Genomic DNA, 19,886 nt, shown 5'->3' with positions numbered 1-19,886 from the left:
GCCGATATCGATGGTCAGCGAATAGAATGCGCCGGCGAGTAGAAATATCAGCACCAGCAAGATAATGTTCTTGTTACCCGCCCCCTCGCAGAATTGCGCAATCTTCTCATTCAGAGTGAGCTTCTGATCCTTCGGGTTCAGCAGCAGGGCATATCCGGCTGCCAGGAAAAGGGCTACCAGAACTGGCATAGCGGTAATGTCGTCGCTGATAATGCCGGCAATCAGCATAGTGACAACAAAAAACAATATAGGCGTTAGCCCCAGAAATTGGGCAGGTGCTGACTTTTGCACGGGACCTCGTTGATTGTGCAGATGAATCCGGAAAGGATTTTATCGTAAACACGCTGTCCGGGTGAACGTAAAACAGCGGTAAAACAGATACTTTAGCCTATATTATTTCACGCTATCTTATGTAATCCTTCTGCATGACGATTTTCATCCGTCATACAGGCGAGCGGTAACCGGCATGGAGATACCCGGCTGGCACTGCACACAAGGAACAGAAGAAAAGGTGTAATATGAAGAAGTTAATCGGTGCTTTAATTATCAGCGCGTCGGCCCTGGGTGCCGCACCCGCGATGTCGAACGAATTAGGTAGTTGTCTGATCGATTCCTTAAACGGCAAAGAAAGAAAATCGCTGGCAAAATGGATTTTCTTTTCCATGGCCGCTCATCCTGAAATAAAAAGCTATGCCGAAGTATCGGAAAAAGACCGCCTTGAGTCTGATAAGGAAATCGGCGACCTGGTCACCCGCCTGCTCGCAAGCGACTGCCCGGCGCAGTTTAAAGTTGCCTCTGAATCTGATCCCATGGCACTCCAGCGTGCCTTCGAACTGGTTGGTCAGGTCGCAATGGGCGAGTTAATGCAGGATCCGGTGGTTACTGACGCTATCGGTAATTATTCCCACTTTATGGATCCGCAAGCCATTCAAAGCGCACTGGCCGGCGGGCAGTAACCGCCAGCCAGCAACTACATTGCAAAAAAAAGCCCGCAGACACACTGCGGGCAACAAGTCGACTAACGTCGGATAGAAAGCAGTCAGAAGCCGGGGCCGGCTTTCACGATGGCATCACTGACATCATATTTTTCGAAATTAGCTTTGAATTCCTGCACCAGATTTTCAACATAGGTTTGATAAGCCTGCTGGTCGGCCCAGGTTTCTGCCGGCACCAGCAATTTACTGTCGACACCCGGTACCGCTACCGGCACGTCCAGATTCAGACCATCAATATGGCGGGTTTCCACATTAGCCAGTTCGCCGGAAACGATGGCGTCGATTACCGCACGGGTAACAGGTATATCGAAGCGCTTACCGGTACCGTAGGGACCACCGGTCCAGCCGGTATTCACCAGGAACACTTTAGCGCCGAAACTCTTCACCCGCTTAATCAGTAATTCCGCATACACGCCGGCAGGACGCGGGAAAAACGGTGCGCCAAAGCAAGTTGAAAAAGTCGATTCAATATCAGCAGTGGACCCTATTTCTGTCGAGCCGACTTTTGCTGTGTAACCACTTAAGAAGTGATAGGCCGCAGCTTCTTCACTGAGCACAGAAACCGGTGGTAATACGCCGCTCACATCACAGGTGAGGAACACAACAGAGCGGGGCTCACCGCCCTTGTTCTCAGCCACACGCTTTTCGATGTGATCCAGCGGATAGGCGGCACGGGAGTTCTGTGTCAGGCTGACGTCGGCATAATCCGGGGTGCGTTTTTCATCCAGTACCACATTTTCCAAAATCGTACCGAAACGGATAGCATCCCAGATGACCGGTTCATTTTTCTGCGATAAATCGATGCACTTTGCATAACAACCACCTTCCAGGTTGAACACGCTTCCGGGCGCCCAGCCATGCTCATCATCACCAATCAGAAAGCGCTTGGGATCGGCAGACAATGTGGTTTTGCCGGTGCCGGACAGTCCGAAGAATAAGGTGACATCCCCTTGCTCTCCCACGTTGGCTGAGCAGTGCATGGGTAACACTTCTTCTGCCGGTAACAGGAAATTCTGTACACTGAACATGGCTTTTTTCATTTCACCGGCATAACGCATACCGGCGATAAGCACCTTTTTCTCAGCAAAATTCAGAATAACCACACCGTCACTGTTGGTGCCGTCACGCTCAGGATCGCAGATAAAACCGGGCACATTGAGGATCTGCCATGCCTCTTTGTTATCCGGATTCCACGTTGCGGGCTGAATAAACAGGTTGCGGGCAAAGATATGTTGCCATGCCGTTTGTGTTCGTACTTTTATTGGCAAAGCATGTGTAGGGTCAGAGCCAACCTGTAAATGAGAAAGGAAATGTTCCTGTGTATTTAAAAAAGCGTCTACGCGGTCCCACAATGCATCAAATTTATCTGCATCAAAGGGCTTGTTCACGTTACCCCAGTCAATGTCTGATTCCGTAGAAGGCTCTTTGACAATAAAGCGATCCGCAGGAGAACGACCTGTCCGGTGTCCGGTTTCTACTACCAGCGCACCATTGTCTGCAAGGCAGCCTTCGCCACATTTAAGTGCAATTTCTATTAACTCAGCTGACGTGAGATCAGTGAGCACGTTTACTGCTGTATCTGAATTTAAAAGTGGTGCCGCGGTCATTTTGGTAAGCCCTTTGGTAAGTTTACATTTTAACTTTCAAAAATCCTTTTCAATTCGATTGTATATAAAACAAGGGAAGAGACAACATCATAAATACAAATAGCAATTATTTTTTGATCTGAATGACGTTTTAAAGAAATAAACTTTCAGAATGAGTAAAGCATGAAAAAGTTGGAATGAAAAATAACTATTAATTTTCAATAAATTATGAAAATATCGAGGAGTTGTAACTTGATTGTAAAATCAAAAGACGGGTAACAAAATTTGGTTTACACACAATTAAACGTTGGTCGCCCTTTTCCGGAAGCAGGGCTTTGCGGCTGCGGCCTGAAAGCAGGACCTGCCGGGCTTAAGCGGCAGGCACTGTCGTATTTCCGTTTTTTTGCGAAGCGCTAACTCAGGCACTTCGCAGGGCTTTTACTGATCTTTACGGGTTTCCACAAACTGGCCATTGTGAATGGCTTCCACATCCACGCTGTCGAACAGATATTCAGAATGACAATACTGGCAGTGCATTTTAATGGCACCATCCTCTTCAATGATCTGCAGCAGCTCTTGTTTATCCACGTTTCTCAGTGCGTCAGCACTGCGCTGTTTGGAGCAGGAACAGGAGAATGAAACCGGGTGAGCCGGATACACTTCAACTTCTTCCTGGTGGTAAAGACGATACAGAATATCATTCACAGGCAGACCAAACATTTCATCTTCTTTCAGGGTTTCTGTCAGCTTGCAAACATGCTCAAAGTCAGTATCCTGCGCCACATTTGTTGCGGCAGCCTGACTGGGCAGAACCTGCAATAGCATACCCGCAGCACGGGCGCGGGTAGGTTCCTGCAAATCAGTCATCAGAATGATTTTCGTCGCCAGTTGTTCAGACTGCGTGAAATAGGCTTCCAGACATTCAGCAAGTGTAGGCTTATCCAGCCCTACAACCCCCTGATACCGTTCACCTTCTTCCGGCGTGATGGTAATCACCAGTACAGCATCTTTTACCAGTTCACCAAAGCTCTCAGGCAAAACCGTCAGCGTTTCATCCCAGCGGGCTACGCCACGAAGTTTGTATTCGTGGGTGGCGTTGATTACAGCGTAACTCACCGGCCCTTTACTCTGAATTTGCAAACCGATTTCGCCTTTGAATTTTAAAATTGCTGTCAGCAAACAGGTTGCCGCTGCCATTTCACTCAACAGGTGCTGGATTTGCACCGGATATTCCGTGCTGTGCACAATGGATTGCAGACTTTCTTCCAGCCTGACCAGCTCGCCGCGTACGTTTGCTGCATTCAACAAATAGCGATGTAATTCATCATAGTTGCTCATGAAATCTATCCTGTCTTAGCAGCTTACTGCTGCTTAAATTTAATAATCTGTCTGCGTTGTTTTTTGTCCGGTCTGTTGTCAGGACGCGGACTGTGAAACGCACTTAATTTGCGGGCCTGCTGATTGGATTCCCGCCGGGCAATACTTTCCGGTGTTTCCTCGTAAAGCGCTTCAGCGAGCGGTGCACTCAGGCGTTTATCACTCAGTCCCAGCACTTTTATTTCTTTTGTGTCCCATCCGGCCGGAACTTTTATCATGGCGCCGGGCTCTACGTTTCTGCCTGGCTTCGAACGCTGGCCGTTGTAATGCACTTTACCGGCCTGCACCATTTCCCGCGCCAGACCGCGGGTTTTGAACAGACGAACAGCCCAGAGCCACTTGTCCAGGCGGACATTTACGTCAGTATCGCTTTGATTACGATTGCTCATGTAATATTTTTGTCACTCTTTCGTTTTACTGTTGTGACCCCCGCCTCGACCGGGCTATGATGGGTCGGCTAGCTCTAAATCTATTATTAAAAAAGCAGTACCTTCGACAACGCATGACACTCGACAAATTGAATTCTCAGTCACTGGCACTTTTCTTCAGCCGGCATCAGAAACAAGTGCATCTCGCAATTGTTGTTTTGCTGAGCCTGTACCTGTTAGCGTTTGCTGCAAAACTCATCTGGCGAATTATACCCGAACCAGCCGGGCCTGCCACACCAGCCGGACTAACTTCACAGCCTGAACGCATTACCTCTGCGCAAGGTGGGGTCGATGTTGCCGGATTACAACAGTTGAACCTGTTCGGAACCGTCAACCGGACAGAACAGGCCGCAGACGAACAGCCGGTGACAGACGCGCCGGAAACAAAACTAAATTTAACGCTGACCGGCGTGGTAGTCAGTTCGCTCAAAGAAGAAGCCACGGCGATCATTGAAAACCGGGGCACCCAAAACGTATACGGTCTGGGCGAAAAAATAGAAGGGACTAACGCGACACTCGATCAGGTCATGAACGATCGCGTTATTATTAAAAACGGTATTCGCCGTGAAACCCTGATGCTTGACGGTGTGGATTACGACGAAGCAAACCGCCAGCGTACAGCACGCGCTGATGACAAACCCCGTGCCGCCGCCCCTGCGCCTAAACGCCGCATTCCGCCTCCGCCGCAAAATCAGGTGGAGCTGGATGAAGACGTCGCCTCATCATTACGGGAAAGCCCGGCAGATTTCATGGATTTCATCGCTATTACGCCCAAAATCGGTGATGGCCAGCTGGTCGGCTACGAAATCAAACCGGGTAAAAAACCAGATCTGTTTCAATCAGCCGGCCTGCAGGCGGGCGATGTTGTCATCCAAATCAACGGATTGGATTTGACCGATACCCAGCAATCAAAGGAAGCCATGAGTGAACTTCGTCAGGCCGATACCATAGAGCTGACGCTGACACGTGATGGTGAGTACATTACCTTGTATCTGGAAATCCCGGAGGCGGGTAATGACTAATAAAAACAGGAAGACAGACTCATGAGGCAAGAGAGCCGGACTTTATTCTCCCGGATTACTGCAGCTATCTGTGCTGCCGCGCTGTGCGTCTCTGCCACAGCCGCAGAGTACATGCCGAATTTCAAAGATACCGACATCAATGAATTCATTTCCATTGTTGGTAAAAACCTCAAGAAAACCATTATTGTCGAGCCCAATGTCAGGGGCAAAATCAGTGTGCGTTCATACGACATGCTCACTGAAGAACAATACTACCAGTTCTTTTTAAACGTACTGCAAGTCTACGACTTCGCTGTGGTAGAAATGCCCAGCGGTGTGCTGAAAGTCGTGCGCTCAAAGGAGGCGAAGACCTCCAATATTCCGGTTGTTGAAGGTTCGGCAATGGACGGTGACGAAATGATCACCCGCGTTGTACCCGTTTACAACGTCCCTGTGCGTGAATTAGCCCCAATCCTTCGCCAACTTAATGATCAGGCCGGTGGCGGCAACGTGGTTGCTCACGATCCGTCCAACGTGATGATGCTCACAGGCCGCGCGGCCGTGGTAAACCGCCTGGTGGAAATTATCGAGCGCGTGGACCGCGCCGGTGATGAAGAAGTGGAAATTGTTAAGCTGCGCTACGCATCGGCTTCAGAGATGGTTCGTATTGTCGACAGTATCAATAAATCGCAGGGCAAAGCCGCTAACACCGGCAAGTCAGAGCCCCGCGCTGTGGCAGATGATCGTACAAACTCAGTGATCGTCAGCGGTGATGCTAAAGCCCGTGCCCGCATTGTTAACCTGATCCAGCGTATGGACCAGGAGCTGGAATCAAGCGGCAATACCCGCGTTGTCTTCCTGAACTATGCCAAAGCAGAAGATCTGGTAAAAGTACTGCAGGGTGTATCTGCCAGCATTCAGGCTGAAGCACAGGGCGGCAACACACAAAGCCGTGGCAGTGCTAAACGTGATATCAGCATTGATGCCCATGAAGACTCCAATGCTGTGGTTATCACCGCTGAGCCGGACATGATGCGTTCTTTAGAAGAAGTTATCCGCCAGTTAGATGTACGCCGTGCGCAGGTACAGGTTGAAGCCATTATTGTTGAAGTATTTGAAGGCGACGGCGCAACTCTTGGTGTGCAATGGGTTACTGAAGAAGGCGGTGGCACCCAGTTTAACAATGGTGTTGTACCGGTTGGTTCACTGGCTGTGGCGCTGAAACAGGCAGAAGACACCACCACCACAGAAGCCTACATCACCGATGAAGGTAACGTGGTACAAATCGATTCCACCGAAGAGGGTGATTACACCGCCCTTGCAAGCCTGCTGAGCGGCGCCAATGGCCTGCTTGCCGGTATCATCAAAGACGGCTGGGGAGCCGTCGTTCAGGCAGTCAGTAACGATACCAACTCCAACGTACTGGCAACGCCTCACCTGACTACCATGGATAACGAAGAAGCCTTCTTTATCGTGGGTCAGGAAGTGCCTATCATTACCGGCACCACCACCGGCGATAATAATTCAAACCCTTTCCAGACCGTTGATCGTCAGGAAGTGGGTATCAAGCTGAAAGTCACCCCGCAAATTAACGAAGGTGATGCCGTTCAGCTGACCATCGAGCAGGAAGTATCCAGCGTCAGTGGCGCTACGTCTGTAGACATTTCTATTAACAAACGCCAAATCAAAACCACGGTCATTGTTGATGACGGCGGCACCATTGTACTGGGCGGCCTGATTGATGAAGATGTTCAGGAAAGTGTGTCTAAAGTACCGCTGCTGGGTGATATCCCAATTTTAGGTCACCTGTTCAAGTCTACCTCTACCAGCAAGCGTAAGCGTAACCTGATGGTGTTCTTAAAGCCTACCATCGTTCGTGACGGTGTGCGTATGAATGAAATCAGTCACCGTAAGTACAACTATATCCGTGCCCAGCAACTGAAGCGCCACTCTGAAGGTGTGTCGCTGATGCCATCACAGGAACAGCCTTCCATGCCGGAATGGGATGATGCGCTGGCGCTGCCTCCCTCTTTTGAAGATTACATTCTGGAAAAAGAGAAGAACAAGGATAACGATTGATCATGGCTGCGAATGAAGACCCGCTAGAGCAGGCTATCGCAGCACAGGAAGAAGCTATGGATAGCCTGCCGGATGATGAACTGGCAGAAGCAGCAGGCCCCCGCCAGCTGAGTTTCAGCTTTGCCAAGCGGCATCATGTGTTGCTGGAGACGAATACGGATCCGGCCACCCTGTATTACACCGAAGCCACGCCATTTGCGGTATTTGCTGAAGTGCGCCGCTTTTTCGGTGAGCCGTTTACCTTAACAGAAATTCAGCAGGACAAATTCGAAGGCTTGCTGACACAGGCATTCCAGCGTGACTCCTCGGCCGCCAAACAATTGATGGAAGATTTGGGGAATGAGAGCGATTTGTTCTCATTAGCCGAAGAATTACCGGATACCGAAGATCTTCTCGACAGTGAAGACGATGCGCCAATCATTAAACTGATCAACGCTATGCTCGGTGAAGCTATTAAAGAAGGCGCCTCGGATATTCACATCGAAACCTTCGAGAACCAGCTCATAGTGCGTTTTCGCGTTGACGGGGTATTGAGGGAAATTTTACGTCCCAACCGCAAGCTGTCTTCCATGCTGGTTTCCCGTATTAAAGTTATGGCCAAGCTGGATATCGCCGAAAAGCGCGTCCCTCAGGATGGCCGTATTACACTGCGCATAGCCGGCCGTGCGGTTGACGTGCGTGTATCGACCATGCCGTCCAATCACGGTGAACGGGTAGTACTGCGTTTATTAGATAAGAACAATGCCCGCCTGAATCTTGAAGATTTGGGCATGACCAAACGCAACCGGGATATCTTTTCATCGCTAATCCGTAAGCCTCACGGCATTATCCTGGTTACCGGTCCTACCGGTTCCGGTAAAAGTACCACCTTGTATGCGGGTTTAACGGAAATCAACTCGAAAGACCGCAACATCCTCACCGTTGAAGATCCTATCGAATTTGATTTACCCGGCATCGGCCAGACTCAGGTAAATCCCCGTGTAGATATGACTTTCGCCCGCGGACTGCGTGCGATCCTTCGTCAGGATCCGGACGTGGTGATGGTTGGTGAAATCCGTGATATTGAAACCGCGCAAATTGCGGTTCAGGCCAGTTTAACCGGTCACTTAGTGCTTTCAACACTGCACACCAATACCGCTGCCGGTGCCATTACCCGTCTTGAAGACATGGGCATCGAACCGTTTCTGATGTCTTCCAGTTTGCTTGCCGTGCTTTCCCAGCGCCTGGTCAGAACACTGTGTCCTGAATGCCGTATTCCGGTGAAGCCAAACGAACAGCAGGCGGAATTACTGAATCTGCCCGCCGGTGAGCCACTGCCGACCATTTATCAGCCCAAAGGCTGTACCGCCTGTAATCAAACCGGTTATCGCGGCCGGACAGGTATTCACGAACTGCTGCTGGTTGATGAACCTATCCGCGGCATGATGCACGATGGTAAAGGTGAGCAGGCTATCGAAAAATACATTCGCCAGACCACCCCCAGTATTCGCGAAGACGGCTGCCATAAAGTGCTGGCCGGTAAAACGTCGCTGGAAGAAGTGTTGCGCGTGACCCGCGAGGATTAATCCATGGCAGCGTTTTCATACAAAGCGGTTAACGCCAGTGGTCGCAACAAACAGGGCGTACTTGAAGGCGATAATGCCAGACAGGTACGTCAGCAATTGCGTGAAAAAGGGCTTATCCCCTTAGAAGTTGAACTGGTAGCGGAGAAATCCGGCGGGAAATCACAGGGCTTTTCTCTGTTCCGTCCGCGTATTTCAGCCGCGGATCTGTCGTTGATCACCCGTCAGCTCTCTACCCTCATTGAATCTGCCCTGCCTATCGAAGAAGCGTTACTGGCGGTGGCGGAACAAAGTGAAAAACCCCGTCATAAAAATATGATGATGGCAGTTCGCAGTAAAGTTGTAGAAGGTCACGGCCTTGCGGATGCCATGAACCAGTTCCCCGGGGTATTCGACGAACTCTACCGCGCTATGGTGGCAGCCGGTGAAAAATCCGGTCACCTTGACGTAGTATTAAACCGTCTTGCCGATTACACGGAACGAAGACAGCAAACCCGCAGTCAGATAACCCAGGCGCTGGTGTACCCGTCCATTATGCTGGTATTTGCCATTGGTGTTATTTCACTGCTGCTGACCATAGTCGTGCCTAAAATCGTGGGTAACTTTACCAACATGGGGCAGGAGCTGCCGGCCATCACTCAGTTTCTTATCGATTTGAGTGAATGGATGCAGAGTTACGGTCTGGTTGTTTTACTGCTGATTTTCATTCTGGTTGCCGTGGGTAACCGGCTTGTACAACAGCCCGCCATGAAGTTGAAATATCATCAGTTGATATTACGCTTACCCGTGGTCGGAAAAGTCAGTAAAAGCCTGAATACCGCGAGGTTTGCCCGCACATTGAGTATTTTGACATCCAGTGCGGTTCCGCTGCTTGAAGCCATGCGCATTTCAGCGGATGTACTGCAAAATCAGCATATCAAGAATCAAATTAACGAAGCTGCGGTCAATGTAAAAGAAGGCAGCAGTTTACGGGCAGCGCTGGATAACACCCGGATGTTTCCTCCGATGATGATGCACATGATTGCATCCGGTGAGAAATCCGGTGAATTACAACAAATGCTGGGCCGCGCTGCGGATAACCAGGAACGGGAATTTGAGACACAAGTCAGTATTTCCCTGAAAATTTTTGAACCTATGTTGATTGTGGTGATGGCTCTTGTGGTGCTGTTCATTGTAATGGCCATCCTGCAACCGATTTTAGCTATGAACAAAATGGTGAATATCTAATGAGAAAAATGAGAAGACATGCCGGTTTTACCCTGATTGAAGTCATGATCGTACTGGTGATCATCGGCATCATCGCTTCAATGGTATTACCCAACGTTATCGGCAACCAGGAAATCGCTCAGAAGAAAAAAGCAGCGGTAGACATTCAGCAGCTTGAAGGTGCTATTGCCATGTATAAAATGCAGGCAAACCGCTTCCCGACCACGGAACAGGGCCTTGAAGCACTGGTTCAGGCTCCGACTATCGAACCGATTCCGAAAAACTATCCCAAAGGCGGCATCATTCAGCGCCTGCCGGAAGATCCGTGGGGCAATCCTTACCAGTTCATGAGCCCGGGCGAAATGGGTGACTACGACATTTACTCTAACGGTCCTGACGGCGAACCGGGTACAGATGATGACATCGGTACATGGAACGTAAACGAATACCTGTAACGACTACGTGCATGAAACAGCCCCGGCATACATTACAGCGGCATTTGCAGTGCGGGTTTACTTTACTCGAACTGATGCTGGTAATGGCATTAATGGGGCTGGCTGCCACTTATGTGGTATTCAATGTTTTTACTGTCAGTCAGTCTGATCAATTAAAAAAAGAAGCTCAGCGCCTGCAAGTGCTGGTTGATATGGCCAGCGACTATGCCGTACTGAACCAGCGCCAGTTGGGATTACGCATCGAGCAGGCGGATCATGAATACTATTTTGTGTTTCTGAACGACGAAGACGAATGGCAAAAAATCGATGATGAGAAGCTGTATGCGCCTCATACCCTCGCGGAACCTTTCACCTTTGCACTGAACCTGGACGATCTTCCCTGGGATACAGAAGATCAGTTATTCGACCGTGAAGTATTCGATGAAAATTTCTCACTGGATGACGCCGGTGTGGAAATCGGAAACGAGGAAGATAAAAAGTTGCCGCCTCCGCAGGTTCTCATTATGTCCAGTGGTGAAATCACGCCGTTTACTCTGGTGTTCAGTTATGAACCCTCCTTCAGCACCGACGCACCGGCGTATTTTCAGTTATTAAATCAGGATGTGCCGCCGCTTACGCTTAATGGTCCGCTGGAGCAGCCACCAGAATGATCACACCGGTAAAACAACGGGGTATGACCCTGCTGGAAGTTATGGCGGCGCTGGTGATTTTTGCACTGGCCGGTACTGCGGTAATGAAATCAGCAGCGGAACATCTGAGCAGCGTGAGCAGAGTGGAAGAAACCACTTTTGCTACCTGGGTGGCCAATAACCGCTTAAATGAAATGAAACTCACCGACAAATGGCCGCCTGCGAATAACGCTAAAGGCACCATGGATATGGCGGATCGTACCTGGTACTGGCAGCAGAAAGTTACCAAAACCACCGATAACGATTTACGTGCCGTTGAAGTCAGCGTCGGACTGGACGATCAATACGAATTTTTTGAAACCTCGGTGACCACCTTTGTGGCAAAACCTGCTGAAATTGCAGCAACAGCCGGAACATCAAACTCCCGCGCCAACGGAACCAGCGGAACCAGCAGCGCCTCAGACGATGATAACGGGACACCATGATGCAACGGGGATTCACGCTGGTTGAAATACTCATTGCCATCGCTATCTTTGCCTTTATCGGCGTGGCGTCTACGGCAGTGCTGACCACGGTTATCGACAGCGATGAACTGTCTTCTGCCCGGTTCGAAAAGTTTCAGCGCCTGCAACGCGCAGTCACCACCATCGAGCGGGATATGCAGCAGGCTGTGCCACGGGCTGTACGCACCGACGGTCAGACAAACACCATTGTTATGCGTGGCGGTGAGTCAGATGAAAGCGATAATGACGGCCTCGCTTTTGTGCGCAGCGGCTGGCAAAACCCGCAAATGATGTTGCCGCGAAGTACTCTGCAGGCCGTGGCCTACCGTGTAAGAGACGGCAAACTGGAACGGCTGTACACCAATTACGTGGATAACGTAGTGGGCACAGAGCCGAAAGTGCGCGTGCTGCTGGAAGATATCAGCGAATTTAAAATTGAATTTATTGCTGATATTGATGAAGAGGAAAACTCCCTGTCAGACAACGACGAACTGAACTGGCGTGAGAGTTTTGTCGGAGCCACCCTGCCCAAAGCCATCGCGTTTGAATTTGTCAGCAATGATTTTGGCCGCATCCGCCGTGAATTTACCCTCAGCGGAGCCAGCCTATGAAGGGGCTTCAAAAGCAGCGTGGCGTAGCGCTTATCATCGTATTTATGATTGTGGCTATCGTCGTGGTTATAGCTACAGACATGGGCTCCCGCCTGCAAATACAAATTCAGCGGGCTGCTAACTTAAAAGATAACAATCAGGCTTACTGGTATGCCATGGGAGCAGAAGCCTTTGCCCGCAAGTCGATTAAAACCATTTTTGATGAAACCGGCGATAAAATTGTCATTACCCAGCCATGGTCGCAGAAATTTGCTTATCCGCTCGACAATGGCGGCATTGAAGCGCAGCTTGAAGACGCCCAAAGCTGCTTCAACCTGAATGCGCTGGGGGAAAGTGACGATAACAACAATCAGAGCAGTGCGACGCAAACCACTGAAGCCATGGAAGCTTTCGGCCGTATGCTCGAGGCCACCGGCGATAACATCGACAATTACACCGCAGAAACTGTCCGCGACAGTCTGGCTGACTGGCTCGACAGCGATACGCGCATGCGTACCTACGGTGCTGAAGACAGTGAATATGAAAGTCGTGAGCATCCTTATCTGGCTGCCAACAGCTTAATGACCAATCAATCGGAGCTGAGGCTTATAAACGGTGTCAGCCCGGTGTGGTTAAATGCTATTCTGCCTCTTGTGTGCGTACTGCCGGAAGATACCGCTCTGGCTATCAATGTGAATACGCTCACAGAAGAGCGGGCGGCTATTCTGGCGGGACTCACCGGACTGGATATGTCTCAGGCCACCAGCCTTATCAGCAGCCGGCCACAGGATGGCTGGGCCGACGTTGACAGTTTTCTGGGTGAGCCCGTGCTGGCGGCACTGGATTTAAGTGATGAACAGCGGAGCTGGTTCACCGTGACCACCGGATATTTTATTTTGCATACGAAGACCAGCTACAATAAAGCCACTTTTTCGCTCAGTACGCTGTTTAAAGCTCAGGGTGGAGAGAACGTAAGCGTTATCCGACGTGAATTTGGAGGAGTAAAGTAATGGAACAATTACTGGTCAGGCTGGGCTCCCGGCATGAAGATCCGGTGCAGTGGCTGGTATGGTCGGGCGGTGAACAGGAGATCATTGCGTCCGGCGAATTACCTGATGCCTCGCAACTTACCACCCTGAAGGAACGCGCAGGCCAACGTGCCGTTATTGCTCTGGCACCTGCCAGTGACGTGTTATTGCGTTGGGTGACACTTCCTCCCCGCGCCAGCCGTAAAGTACTCACTGCAATCCCTTTCATGCTGGAAGATGAGCTGGCACAGGATATCCACAAACAGTTTTTTGCCATGGGTCCGAAAAAAGGTGACCAGCAGGCAGTTGCTGTTGTCAGCCGTGAGAAAATGGATGAATGGCAACAATGGCTGAGTGACGCAGGGTTATTTTGCGACAAACTCATTCCTGATGCTCTGGCTGTCCCCCATACGCCGGGTGCCTGGAGCGTACTGACTATCGGTGATGCATTGCTGGTCCGTGAAGACGAATGGCAGGGGATGCAGGGGGAACTGAGCTGGTTGCTTCCGGCGTTCGCAAGCCAGTTACGTCGTTCAGATACCCTGGTGCCGGTGAAAAACTATTCCGACATCGATTTAGTCTCAATACCAAATGCAGATATCCAGCAAACAGAGCTGGAATTGCCCATGCACATACTGGCAACGGAAGCCGTTAAGACAGACTTTAATCTGTTTCAGGGCGATTACCGCATTAAACGTAAAAAGGCCGGTCAGTGGCATCAGTGGCGGGTCGCCGCAGTACTGGCGGTTGTCGCTCTGACCACCAGCCTCATTGACAAAGGCGTGAGTATTTATCAGCTTAAGCAGGAAAATGCCCGCCTGAGTGCACAAATCGATCAGGTTGTTAAGGCCGGATTTCCCGGGCTGGGTCCTTACCGGGATCTCAGGCTGAAGATCCGCAGTGAAATGGCATCGATGGAACAGGGAGGCGGTGGCGCTTCCATGCTGGTGATGATGGATCAGCTCACTAATGCGTTCTCCTCATCACAAATCAAACCGCAAACGTTGCGTTTTGATGCCTCAAGAACGGAAATCCGTATGCAGGCACAGGGCAGAAATTTTGAGTCGCTGGAGCAGTTCCGCAGGCAGGCTGAGACCGCCGGATTCGAAATAGAGCAGGGTGCAATCAATAACCGCGATGATATGGTCATCGGTACAGTCGCGATACGGGGTTGATCATGAAGTTAATGGATAAATACCGTGCATTGAGTGAGCGTGAGCAGCGCCTGGTGATTATTACCGGTGTGGTCATGATTATCGCAATGTTCTACTGGCTGATCTGGCAACCCTTATCTGACGGATTAGCGCAGGAGAAAGCCCGTCTTGATAACCAGCAGGAGCTGCTGTTGTGGGTGCAGGAAAATGCAAACCGTGCACAACAACTTCGTCGCAGCGGCGGGATTAAAACCTTTAATGGCTCACTGCCACAGGCGGTCAATACTACCTCGGCCCGTTTTAAAATCGCCATAGCCCGTATGCAGCCCCAGGACGAGCAGATTCAGGTAACGGTAGACGAAGCGCCGTTCAATGATGTGCTGGCATGGCTGCAAACCATGGAAGAAATGGGGATCCTCATTCTTCAGGCCGACCTTGCCGAAGGTAACGCCCCCGGCATGATCCGCATCCGTCGACTGCAATTGGGTAAATAATGAAATCGAAAATACTCTGGACCCTCGCTGCTGTTTTTGTGTTTCTTTTCTTTGTGGTGGCTTACATGCCCGCCGTCCACCTTATACAGAGTCAGACACTCCCGAAAGGCGTAAAGATTTATGGTGTCAGCGGTACTGTCTGGCACGGTAAAGCGCAGGCGGTAGTTGTAGAAGGCATTCCGGTAACCAACGTGGAATGGGATATTGCGGGCTTACCCATGCTGATTGGCAGCGTGCACGCCGACATTAAAGGCGGCAATTTACGTGATTCCGACGAAGTGTCGTTTAAAGGCGAACTGCGCACCAGCCTGCTGAATCCTGAAACCGTGGAGTCGGATGACTTTTTGCTGTTTCTGCCGGTAGACCGTGTGTTAGCGGAAGTGCAACTGCCACTGCCGGTTAACGCCGGCGGCCGGTTCAGAGCCAGAGTCGAAGCCTTATCTTTCGGTCCCGACTGTAACGAACTCACAGGCTTCGGCGACTGGCTGAATGCCACCGTAGCCGGCACCCGTGGCCCCATCGACTTTGGTAACTATTCCGCACAGCTACGCTGCGAAGGGAAAGGTATCGGTATTACCGTTAAAGAGCCCAACATGCTGGGTCTCTCTCTGGATGCGATCCTGGAACAGGGTTTTTCAAACTTCTCAATTAAAGGCAAGTTTAAACCCGACCCGTCATTACCTGAAGAAGTGCATCAGGCCGCCGCCATTTTCGGCGCTCCCGGGCCTGACGGGTATACTGAAATTCAGCTTTAAATATCAACATTAACTGAATACGTTGAGGCCACACGGCTTCAACGTATCTCCCCCTTACTCACGACGCTCCTGTCACCAACTTATATTTTGCAACGATCCTCTTCTGAGCCTGAGCAACCAACACAATAGAAATGGCGCCAATCAGTACGGGTGTAAAAAGAAATCCCCATCCCTGACCAGACAGCATAATTAACATTGGATTCGCACCGGCCGGCGGATGCGTAGTTTTTGTAACCAGCATCACTGACACGCCAATGCCAGTGGCCAGCGCCAGAGTAAATGGTGATACTTCCCACCAGTGCAAAAAGCACAAGCCAACAACGGAAGTCATAAAGTGTCCTGCTATCACGTTCTTCGGTTGAGCCAACGGACTGTCGGGTACCCCAAACACCAAAACCACAGTAGCACCGAAAGGTGCCATCACCAGAGCAATATCAGACAACGTTTGCTCAGAAAACGTCAGTAAAGCTATTGCCAGAAAAGCTCCGGTACCGGCTAATGTTGCATTCCAAAAAGATTTCATTCTGTTCCCACCAAAGTAGACCGACTTGTCTACTTGCAATGGTAGACAAGTCGGTCTACTCTTGTCAAACCCTAAAACCTGATGTTTTAACAATGAGTGACAAACGAGAAGAATTAACCCATACCGCATTACAGCTTTTCTACGACAACGGTATAAACGCTATCGGTATAAACGAAATACTGACCCGCTCCGGTATTGCAAAAAAGACGCTGTACAGCCACTTCAAGAGCAAAGAAGCACTCTTGCTGGCAGCGTTGCAGTTAAGACATGAAAAGTTTATTAGCTGGCTTGAGGAAAATTTAAGAGAAGCGACATCAGATACCGATGCAGTTAACCGGTTGTTCGGTGCGCTTGTGCGTTGGTTCAATGATGAGGAGGCTGCTCTGGGCCATTTCAAAGGATGTTTTTTTATTAACACCTCCGCAGAATTCAGCAATGATGACAGCCCTGTATATCAGTTCTGCAGCCAGCATAAGAAAAGGGTTAAGGAAGTCGTCGGGCGTTATCTGAGGGCAAACACCGATACCCTGGATATCGTTTGCCTGCTCGTGGAAGGCGCTATAGTCACCGCATTTGTCTCAGGCGAAACAGAAAAGCCTTCCAAACTGGCTTTGACCTTACTGAGCTCTATGCTGAACGAAAATAAATAGGCCCCGGCGGAGCATTGCCTCACCGGGGCCTGTCGGTTCGTTCTTTTTTACAGTTTATTCAGCGATGAAAATCGTTTTTTCGTTAACGAATTCACGCATACCGAAACCGCCGTGTTCACGGCCGTAACCGCTGTCTTTCACGCCGCCAAACGGTAGGTTAGGCTGCGCCAAAGAATAACCGTTAATGTTCACCATACCCGTATCAAACTCTTCTCGGGCCAACCGGATAGCTTTCTCTTTATCCGTGGTGAAGATACCGCCGCCCAGGCCGTAACGGGAGTCATTGGCAATGCGCATGGCATCCGCATCGTTTTTCGCACGGATAAATGATGCCACAGGGCCAAACAGTTCATCATCATACGCTGGCATGCCCGGTTTGATATTTTCCAGAATAGTGACGGGATAGAACCAACCCGTGGAGTCAGGGATTTCGCCGCCTAATGTGACTGTAGCACCGTTTTTCACTGACTCCTCCACCTGCTCGTGCAACTTGTCACGCAAATCTTCACGGGCCATCGGGCCAAGATCGGTTTCCGGATCGGTGGGGTCGCCTACTTTCAACGCTTTAAATGCCGCGACGAATTTCTCACGGAAGGCATCATAAACACTGTCAACGATGATAAAACGCTTAGCCGCTACACACGTCTCGCCGTTATTGACGATTCGCCCCTGAACACAGGCTTCCACCGCGGTATCGATATCCGCATCAGATAACACCACAAAGGCATCGTTACTACCCAATTCCAGCACGGTCTTCTTCGACAGGCCGGCTGCGGTTTCTGCAACAGTTTTACCTACGTTATCGCTGCCAGTGAAAGTCACACCGCGTACTTTGTCATGTTCAATTAATTTGCTGGCAGTTTTGCCGTCAATCAGTAACGACTGATATACGTTTTTCGGGAAACCGGCATCCAGATACAGTTTTTCAATAAATTCTGCCATACCAAACACATTGGCGGCATGCTTCATCACCGTTGTATTGCCCGCCATGACATTGGCTGCGCTATAGCGGATGACCTGATAAAGCGGGAAGTTCCAGGGCTGGATACCCAAAATAACGCCTATCGGCTGGAAAGTAATAATGGCGCTGCCACCGTCATATACCCGGTTTTCATCTTCCAGCACCTTTTCGCCGTTTTCAGCGGTGTAGCGACAAATAGAAGCGCAGAGCGCAATTTCCTGCTTACCGTGTTCAGTCACCTTACCCATTTCTTTGGTCATCAAATCAAGAATGGTGTCCGCGTTATTCTCAATCTGATCAGCGAGGTTATTCATCAATTTAGCCCGCTCGTCGAAACTGGTCTTCTTCCATGACAGAAAGGCTTCATGGGCATTATCAACGGCTTGATTCGCGTCCGCTTCGGACATCAGCGTATATTCGGCAACGGTTTCTTCTGTTGCAGGATTAATCGTTTGTACTTTATCAGACATGCTCTGTCTCCTGTTTTCAACATGGACAGATGACAGTGCAAAGGTGAGGCCAGGGAAAGATTAAATTATTAAATTTATTTATTTTCAGCCAGTTAGCGCTTAGGGAGAGGCAATCATCATCAAAGGCAAGTGATAACCAATTAACAGATAAGGAATTTTTTTCACATCCGTTTAAGTAAACTTTCCAGCGGTTTATTACGCAGAAAACAAATCTGGGTAATTGAACTTCGCCATGGCCAGTGTGATGGCGAGTTCGTAAACACTCTGGCGGGTGGCGAGGTGGTTGGTGAGCAGACCGATTGCCCCGCCTTTCTGTTTAATGTTGTCCGTATCAAACAGCTTATCCATCAACGGGCCCAATTCTTCACCGGCCTCTAGTGCAGTGAAGACTGACGGAGGCAAAGGCAGGTTTGCACTGCGTCCCACAGACCAGATGCCCTGATGATAAATGGCAACAAAAGCAAACGTGGCCGGGCCGTCGTCAAACATATCGACACCGCCTTCAATGGCGATGAACCAGTCCTGCGCTTTTGACCGCTCGTCCGCTTCAGCGAGACAGGCTTTGACCCTGTTTACAGCACCGTCGCGGGTTTGCGCAGTATTTATGGGCTGGTCCGGCACACCACTTGGCACATTCACGCCAATAGCTTCAAGGGCAGGCAATTGCAGGGATAAACTCAACGCATTACGGGCTGCATTCAGTTTTACCGGATTTTTCGAACCCACAATGCAAACCGTCATGTTATTTCTCCACCGGAAACTGGCGAATTTCGTCCAGCAAGGTGCGGTAATCGGTTACGGCTGGGAATGCTTCAATGTCACGAACAGGTTGCTGACTGTCGGGATTACTCACGGCCAGCAGGTGGCTGATCCCGAACTTTTTCGCAGCCTGCAAAATAGTGATGCTGTCATCGACAAATAATGTGCGGGCGGGATCAAACTGTAATCTGGCCTGAAGCTGCTTCCATAAGTTCTGAGACTCCTTCGTCACACCAAACTCATGGGTACTGATCAACGTATCAATGTGAGCATCCAGCCGCGTATGTTCCACCTTTAGTGAGAGGCTGTCCGGATGAGCATTGGTTACTAGCACCACATTCCGGCCGGTTTCATGAAGGGCATCAAGGAAAGGCAGCGTATCATCGCGCATGGAAATTAAGTGCTCAACTTCCCGTTTGGCAGCCATAATATCCATGTTTAACTGCTCAGCCCAGTAATCCAGACAATACCATTGGATCTGCCCCATGACACGCTGATAATGCGCCATCATTGTGGCTTTGCACTCTTCAACGGGCTTTCCGCTCCGTTCAGCGATTTTCTTTGGTAAATGTTCGATCCAAAAGTGATTATCGAAGTGTAAATCCAGTAAGGTTCCGTCCATGTCGAGCAGAACTGTGTCGATTTCACTCCAGGGTAGAAATGGCAAGCGATTTTCCTTCA

At 50.0% G+C, this 19,886-nt stretch carries 20 protein-coding genes and 2 pseudogenes; 14 read left to right on the top strand and 8 right to left on the bottom strand.

Annotated features, from left to right (window positions below; all coding sequences use genetic code 11):
• Positions 1 to 291 (bottom strand): annotated as a pseudogene (locus AC4PME_RS05790) (Na+/H+ antiporter NhaC family protein); the annotation flags it as partial.
• Positions 292 to 518: 227 nt separating this feature from the next.
• On the opposite strand from AC4PME_RS05790, the gene AC4PME_RS05785 reads away from it, so the two are divergent.
• Positions 519 to 956 (top strand): hypothetical protein, encoded by a 438-nt coding sequence (locus AC4PME_RS05785; RefSeq protein WP_490707930.1) that lies wholly within the window; start codon positions 519 to 521, stop codon positions 954 to 956.
• An 83-nt stretch (positions 957 to 1,039) separates the two neighbouring features.
• Here AC4PME_RS05785 and AC4PME_RS05780 read toward each other — a convergent pair whose 3' ends face one another.
• The 3 genes from AC4PME_RS05780 to hslR all read right to left on the bottom strand — a co-directional run bounded on the left by AC4PME_RS05780 (position 1,040) and on the right by hslR (position 4,347).
• Complete coding sequence (locus AC4PME_RS05780; RefSeq protein WP_491044787.1) at positions 1,040 to 2,602, bottom strand: phosphoenolpyruvate carboxykinase; 1,563 nt, start codon at positions 2,600 to 2,602, stop codon at positions 1,040 to 1,042.
• 417 nt (positions 2,603 to 3,019) lie between these two features.
• Positions 3,020 to 3,919, bottom strand: coding sequence for an Hsp33 family molecular chaperone HslO (hslO, locus tag AC4PME_RS05775; protein ID WP_303572402.1), 900 nt, complete (start codon positions 3,917 to 3,919; stop codon positions 3,020 to 3,022).
• A 23-nt stretch (positions 3,920 to 3,942) separates the two neighbouring features.
• A complete protein-coding gene (gene hslR / locus AC4PME_RS05770; protein WP_491044788.1) occupies positions 3,943 to 4,347 on the bottom strand; it encodes a ribosome-associated heat shock protein Hsp15 in 405 nt (134 codons plus the stop codon).
• A 113-nt stretch (positions 4,348 to 4,460) separates the two neighbouring features.
• Between hslR and gspC the strand changes: the two genes are divergently transcribed.
• The 12 genes and pseudogenes from gspC (at position 4,461) to AC4PME_RS05710 (ending at position 15,842) form a co-directional block, all read left to right on the top strand.
• Positions 4,461 to 5,408 (top strand): type II secretion system protein GspC, encoded by a 948-nt coding sequence (gene gspC / locus AC4PME_RS05765; protein ID WP_491044789.1) that lies wholly within the window; start codon positions 4,461 to 4,463, stop codon positions 5,406 to 5,408.
• 21 nt (positions 5,409 to 5,429) lie between these two features.
• Positions 5,430 to 7,466, top strand: coding sequence for a type II secretion system secretin GspD (gene gspD, locus AC4PME_RS05760; protein ID WP_119503097.1), 2,037 nt, complete (start codon positions 5,430 to 5,432; stop codon positions 7,464 to 7,466).
• Between the two features lie 2 nt (positions 7,467 to 7,468).
• Positions 7,469 to 9,031 (top strand): type II secretion system ATPase GspE, encoded by a 1,563-nt coding sequence (gspE, locus tag AC4PME_RS05755; RefSeq protein WP_491044790.1) that lies wholly within the window; start codon positions 7,469 to 7,471, stop codon positions 9,029 to 9,031.
• Positions 9,032 to 9,034: 3 nt separating this feature from the next.
• Positions 9,035 to 10,255, top strand: a complete 1,221-nt coding sequence (gene gspF, locus AC4PME_RS05750; RefSeq protein ID WP_474842111.1) for a type II secretion system inner membrane protein GspF — start codon at positions 9,035 to 9,037, stop codon at positions 10,253 to 10,255.
• 8 nt (positions 10,256 to 10,263) lie between these two features.
• A complete protein-coding gene (gspG, locus tag AC4PME_RS05745) occupies positions 10,264 to 10,689 on the top strand; it encodes a type II secretion system major pseudopilin GspG (RefSeq protein WP_442858472.1) in 426 nt (141 codons plus the stop codon).
• An 11-nt stretch (positions 10,690 to 10,700) separates the two neighbouring features.
• Complete coding sequence (gene gspH, locus AC4PME_RS05740; protein ID WP_474848591.1) at positions 10,701 to 11,339, top strand: type II secretion system minor pseudopilin GspH; 639 nt, start codon at positions 10,701 to 10,703, stop codon at positions 11,337 to 11,339.
• A pseudogene (gene gspI / locus AC4PME_RS05735) lies at positions 11,336 to 11,707 on the top strand (type II secretion system minor pseudopilin GspI); the annotation flags it as partial. The gene gspH and the pseudogene gspI, both read left to right, overlap by 4 nt.
• Before the next feature lie 95 nt (positions 11,708 to 11,802).
• A complete protein-coding gene (gspJ, locus tag AC4PME_RS05730) occupies positions 11,803 to 12,432 on the top strand; it encodes a type II secretion system minor pseudopilin GspJ (protein WP_491044894.1) in 630 nt (209 codons plus the stop codon).
• Complete coding sequence (gene gspK / locus AC4PME_RS05725; protein WP_474842117.1) at positions 12,429 to 13,421, top strand: type II secretion system minor pseudopilin GspK; 993 nt, start codon at positions 12,429 to 12,431, stop codon at positions 13,419 to 13,421. Before gspJ ends, gspK begins: the two co-directional genes overlap by 4 nt.
• Positions 13,421 to 14,614 (top strand): type II secretion system protein GspL, encoded by a 1,194-nt coding sequence (gspL, locus tag AC4PME_RS05720; protein ID WP_491044791.1) that lies wholly within the window; start codon positions 13,421 to 13,423, stop codon positions 14,612 to 14,614. The genes gspK and gspL overlap by 1 nt, the downstream gene beginning before the upstream one ends.
• On the top strand, positions 14,614 to 15,087 hold the full coding sequence (locus AC4PME_RS05715; protein WP_119503552.1) for a type II secretion system protein M: 474 nt from the start codon (positions 14,614 to 14,616) through the stop codon (positions 15,085 to 15,087). Before gspL ends, AC4PME_RS05715 begins: the two co-directional genes overlap by 1 nt.
• Positions 15,087 to 15,842 carry a type II secretion system protein N gene (locus AC4PME_RS05710; RefSeq protein WP_474842119.1) on the top strand — a complete coding sequence of 252 codons (756 nt, stop codon included), beginning with the start codon at positions 15,087 to 15,089 and terminating at the stop codon, positions 15,840 to 15,842. The genes AC4PME_RS05715 and AC4PME_RS05710 overlap by 1 nt, the downstream gene beginning before the upstream one ends.
• 58 nt (positions 15,843 to 15,900) lie before the next feature.
• On the opposite strand, the gene AC4PME_RS05705 is transcribed toward AC4PME_RS05710, so the two are convergent.
• Entirely contained in the window at positions 15,901 to 16,365 is a 465-nt protein-coding gene (locus tag AC4PME_RS05705; RefSeq protein WP_491044792.1) for an HPP family protein, read from the bottom strand.
• A 38-nt stretch (positions 16,366 to 16,403) separates the two neighbouring features.
• Between AC4PME_RS05705 and AC4PME_RS05700 the strand changes: the two genes are divergently transcribed.
• The gene (locus AC4PME_RS05700; RefSeq protein WP_491529515.1) at positions 16,404 to 17,015 is read left to right on the top strand and encodes a TetR/AcrR family transcriptional regulator; all 612 of its coding nucleotides are present in this window, start codon (positions 16,404 to 16,406) and stop codon (positions 17,013 to 17,015) included.
• 54 nt (positions 17,016 to 17,069) lie between these two features.
• Here AC4PME_RS05700 and AC4PME_RS05695 read toward each other — a convergent pair whose 3' ends face one another.
• The 3 genes from AC4PME_RS05695 to yrfG all read right to left on the bottom strand — a co-directional run bounded on the left by AC4PME_RS05695 (position 17,070) and on the right by yrfG (position 19,872).
• A complete protein-coding gene (locus tag AC4PME_RS05695) occupies positions 17,070 to 18,446 on the bottom strand; it encodes an NAD-dependent succinate-semialdehyde dehydrogenase (protein ID WP_490707921.1) in 1,377 nt (458 codons plus the stop codon).
• A 195-nt stretch (positions 18,447 to 18,641) separates the two neighbouring features.
• Positions 18,642 to 19,187 (bottom strand): inosine/xanthosine triphosphatase, encoded by a 546-nt coding sequence (gene yjjX / locus AC4PME_RS05690; RefSeq protein ID WP_119503107.1) that lies wholly within the window; start codon positions 19,185 to 19,187, stop codon positions 18,642 to 18,644.
• 1 nt (position 19,188) lies between these two features.
• Complete coding sequence (gene yrfG, locus AC4PME_RS05685; protein WP_119503553.1) at positions 19,189 to 19,872, bottom strand: GMP/IMP nucleotidase; 684 nt, start codon at positions 19,870 to 19,872, stop codon at positions 19,189 to 19,191.
• Between the last annotated feature and the right edge of the window lie 14 nt (positions 19,873 to 19,886).

It is taken from the genome of Alteromonas sp., assembly GCF_984505615.1.
Note: the sequence above shows the minus strand (reverse complement) of the source record. Positions and strands in the feature narration are given on the sequence as shown.

What these genes read in the sequence shown, in the direction of transcription:
- gspG (WP_442858472.1), top strand. Translation starts at nt 10,264, where the DNA reads ATGAGAAGACATGCCGGTTTTACCCTGATTGAAGTCATGATCGTACTG.
- yjjX (WP_119503107.1), bottom strand. Translation starts at nt 19,187, where the DNA reads ATGACGGTTTGCATTGTGGGTTCGAAAAATCCGGTAAAACTGAATGCA.
- AC4PME_RS05785 (WP_490707930.1), top strand. Translation starts at nt 519, where the DNA reads ATGAAGAAGTTAATCGGTGCTTTAATTATCAGCGCGTCGGCCCTGGGT.
- gspE (WP_491044790.1), top strand. Translation starts at nt 7,469, where the DNA reads ATGGCTGCGAATGAAGACCCGCTAGAGCAGGCTATCGCAGCACAGGAA.
- AC4PME_RS05780 (WP_491044787.1), bottom strand. Translation starts at nt 2,602, where the DNA reads ATGACCGCGGCACCACTTTTAAATTCAGATACAGCAGTAAACGTGCTC.
- AC4PME_RS05705 (WP_491044792.1), bottom strand. Translation starts at nt 16,365, where the DNA reads ATGAAATCTTTTTGGAATGCAACATTAGCCGGTACCGGAGCTTTTCTG.
- hslR (WP_491044788.1), bottom strand. Translation starts at nt 4,347, where the DNA reads ATGAGCAATCGTAATCAAAGCGATACTGACGTAAATGTCCGCCTGGAC.
- gspJ (WP_491044894.1), top strand. Translation starts at nt 11,803, where the DNA reads ATGCAACGGGGATTCACGCTGGTTGAAATACTCATTGCCATCGCTATC.
- gspD (WP_119503097.1), top strand. Translation starts at nt 5,430, where the DNA reads ATGAGGCAAGAGAGCCGGACTTTATTCTCCCGGATTACTGCAGCTATC.
- hslO (WP_303572402.1), bottom strand. Translation starts at nt 3,919, where the DNA reads ATGAGCAACTATGATGAATTACATCGCTATTTGTTGAATGCAGCAAAC.
- gspH (WP_474848591.1), top strand. Translation starts at nt 10,701, where the DNA reads ATGAAACAGCCCCGGCATACATTACAGCGGCATTTGCAGTGCGGGTTT.
- gspC (WP_491044789.1), top strand. Translation starts at nt 4,461, where the DNA reads ATGACACTCGACAAATTGAATTCTCAGTCACTGGCACTTTTCTTCAGC.
- gspF (WP_474842111.1), top strand. Translation starts at nt 9,035, where the DNA reads ATGGCAGCGTTTTCATACAAAGCGGTTAACGCCAGTGGTCGCAACAAA.
- gspK (WP_474842117.1), top strand. Translation starts at nt 12,429, where the DNA reads ATGAAGGGGCTTCAAAAGCAGCGTGGCGTAGCGCTTATCATCGTATTT.
- AC4PME_RS05695 (WP_490707921.1), bottom strand. Translation starts at nt 18,446, where the DNA reads ATGTCTGATAAAGTACAAACGATTAATCCTGCAACAGAAGAAACCGTT.
- AC4PME_RS05700 (WP_491529515.1), top strand. Translation starts at nt 16,404, where the DNA reads ATGGTAGACAAGTCGGTCTACTCTTGTCAAACCCTAAAACCTGATGTT.
- AC4PME_RS05710 (WP_474842119.1), top strand. Translation starts at nt 15,087, where the DNA reads ATGAAATCGAAAATACTCTGGACCCTCGCTGCTGTTTTTGTGTTTCTT.
- gspL (WP_491044791.1), top strand. Translation starts at nt 13,421, where the DNA reads ATGGAACAATTACTGGTCAGGCTGGGCTCCCGGCATGAAGATCCGGTG.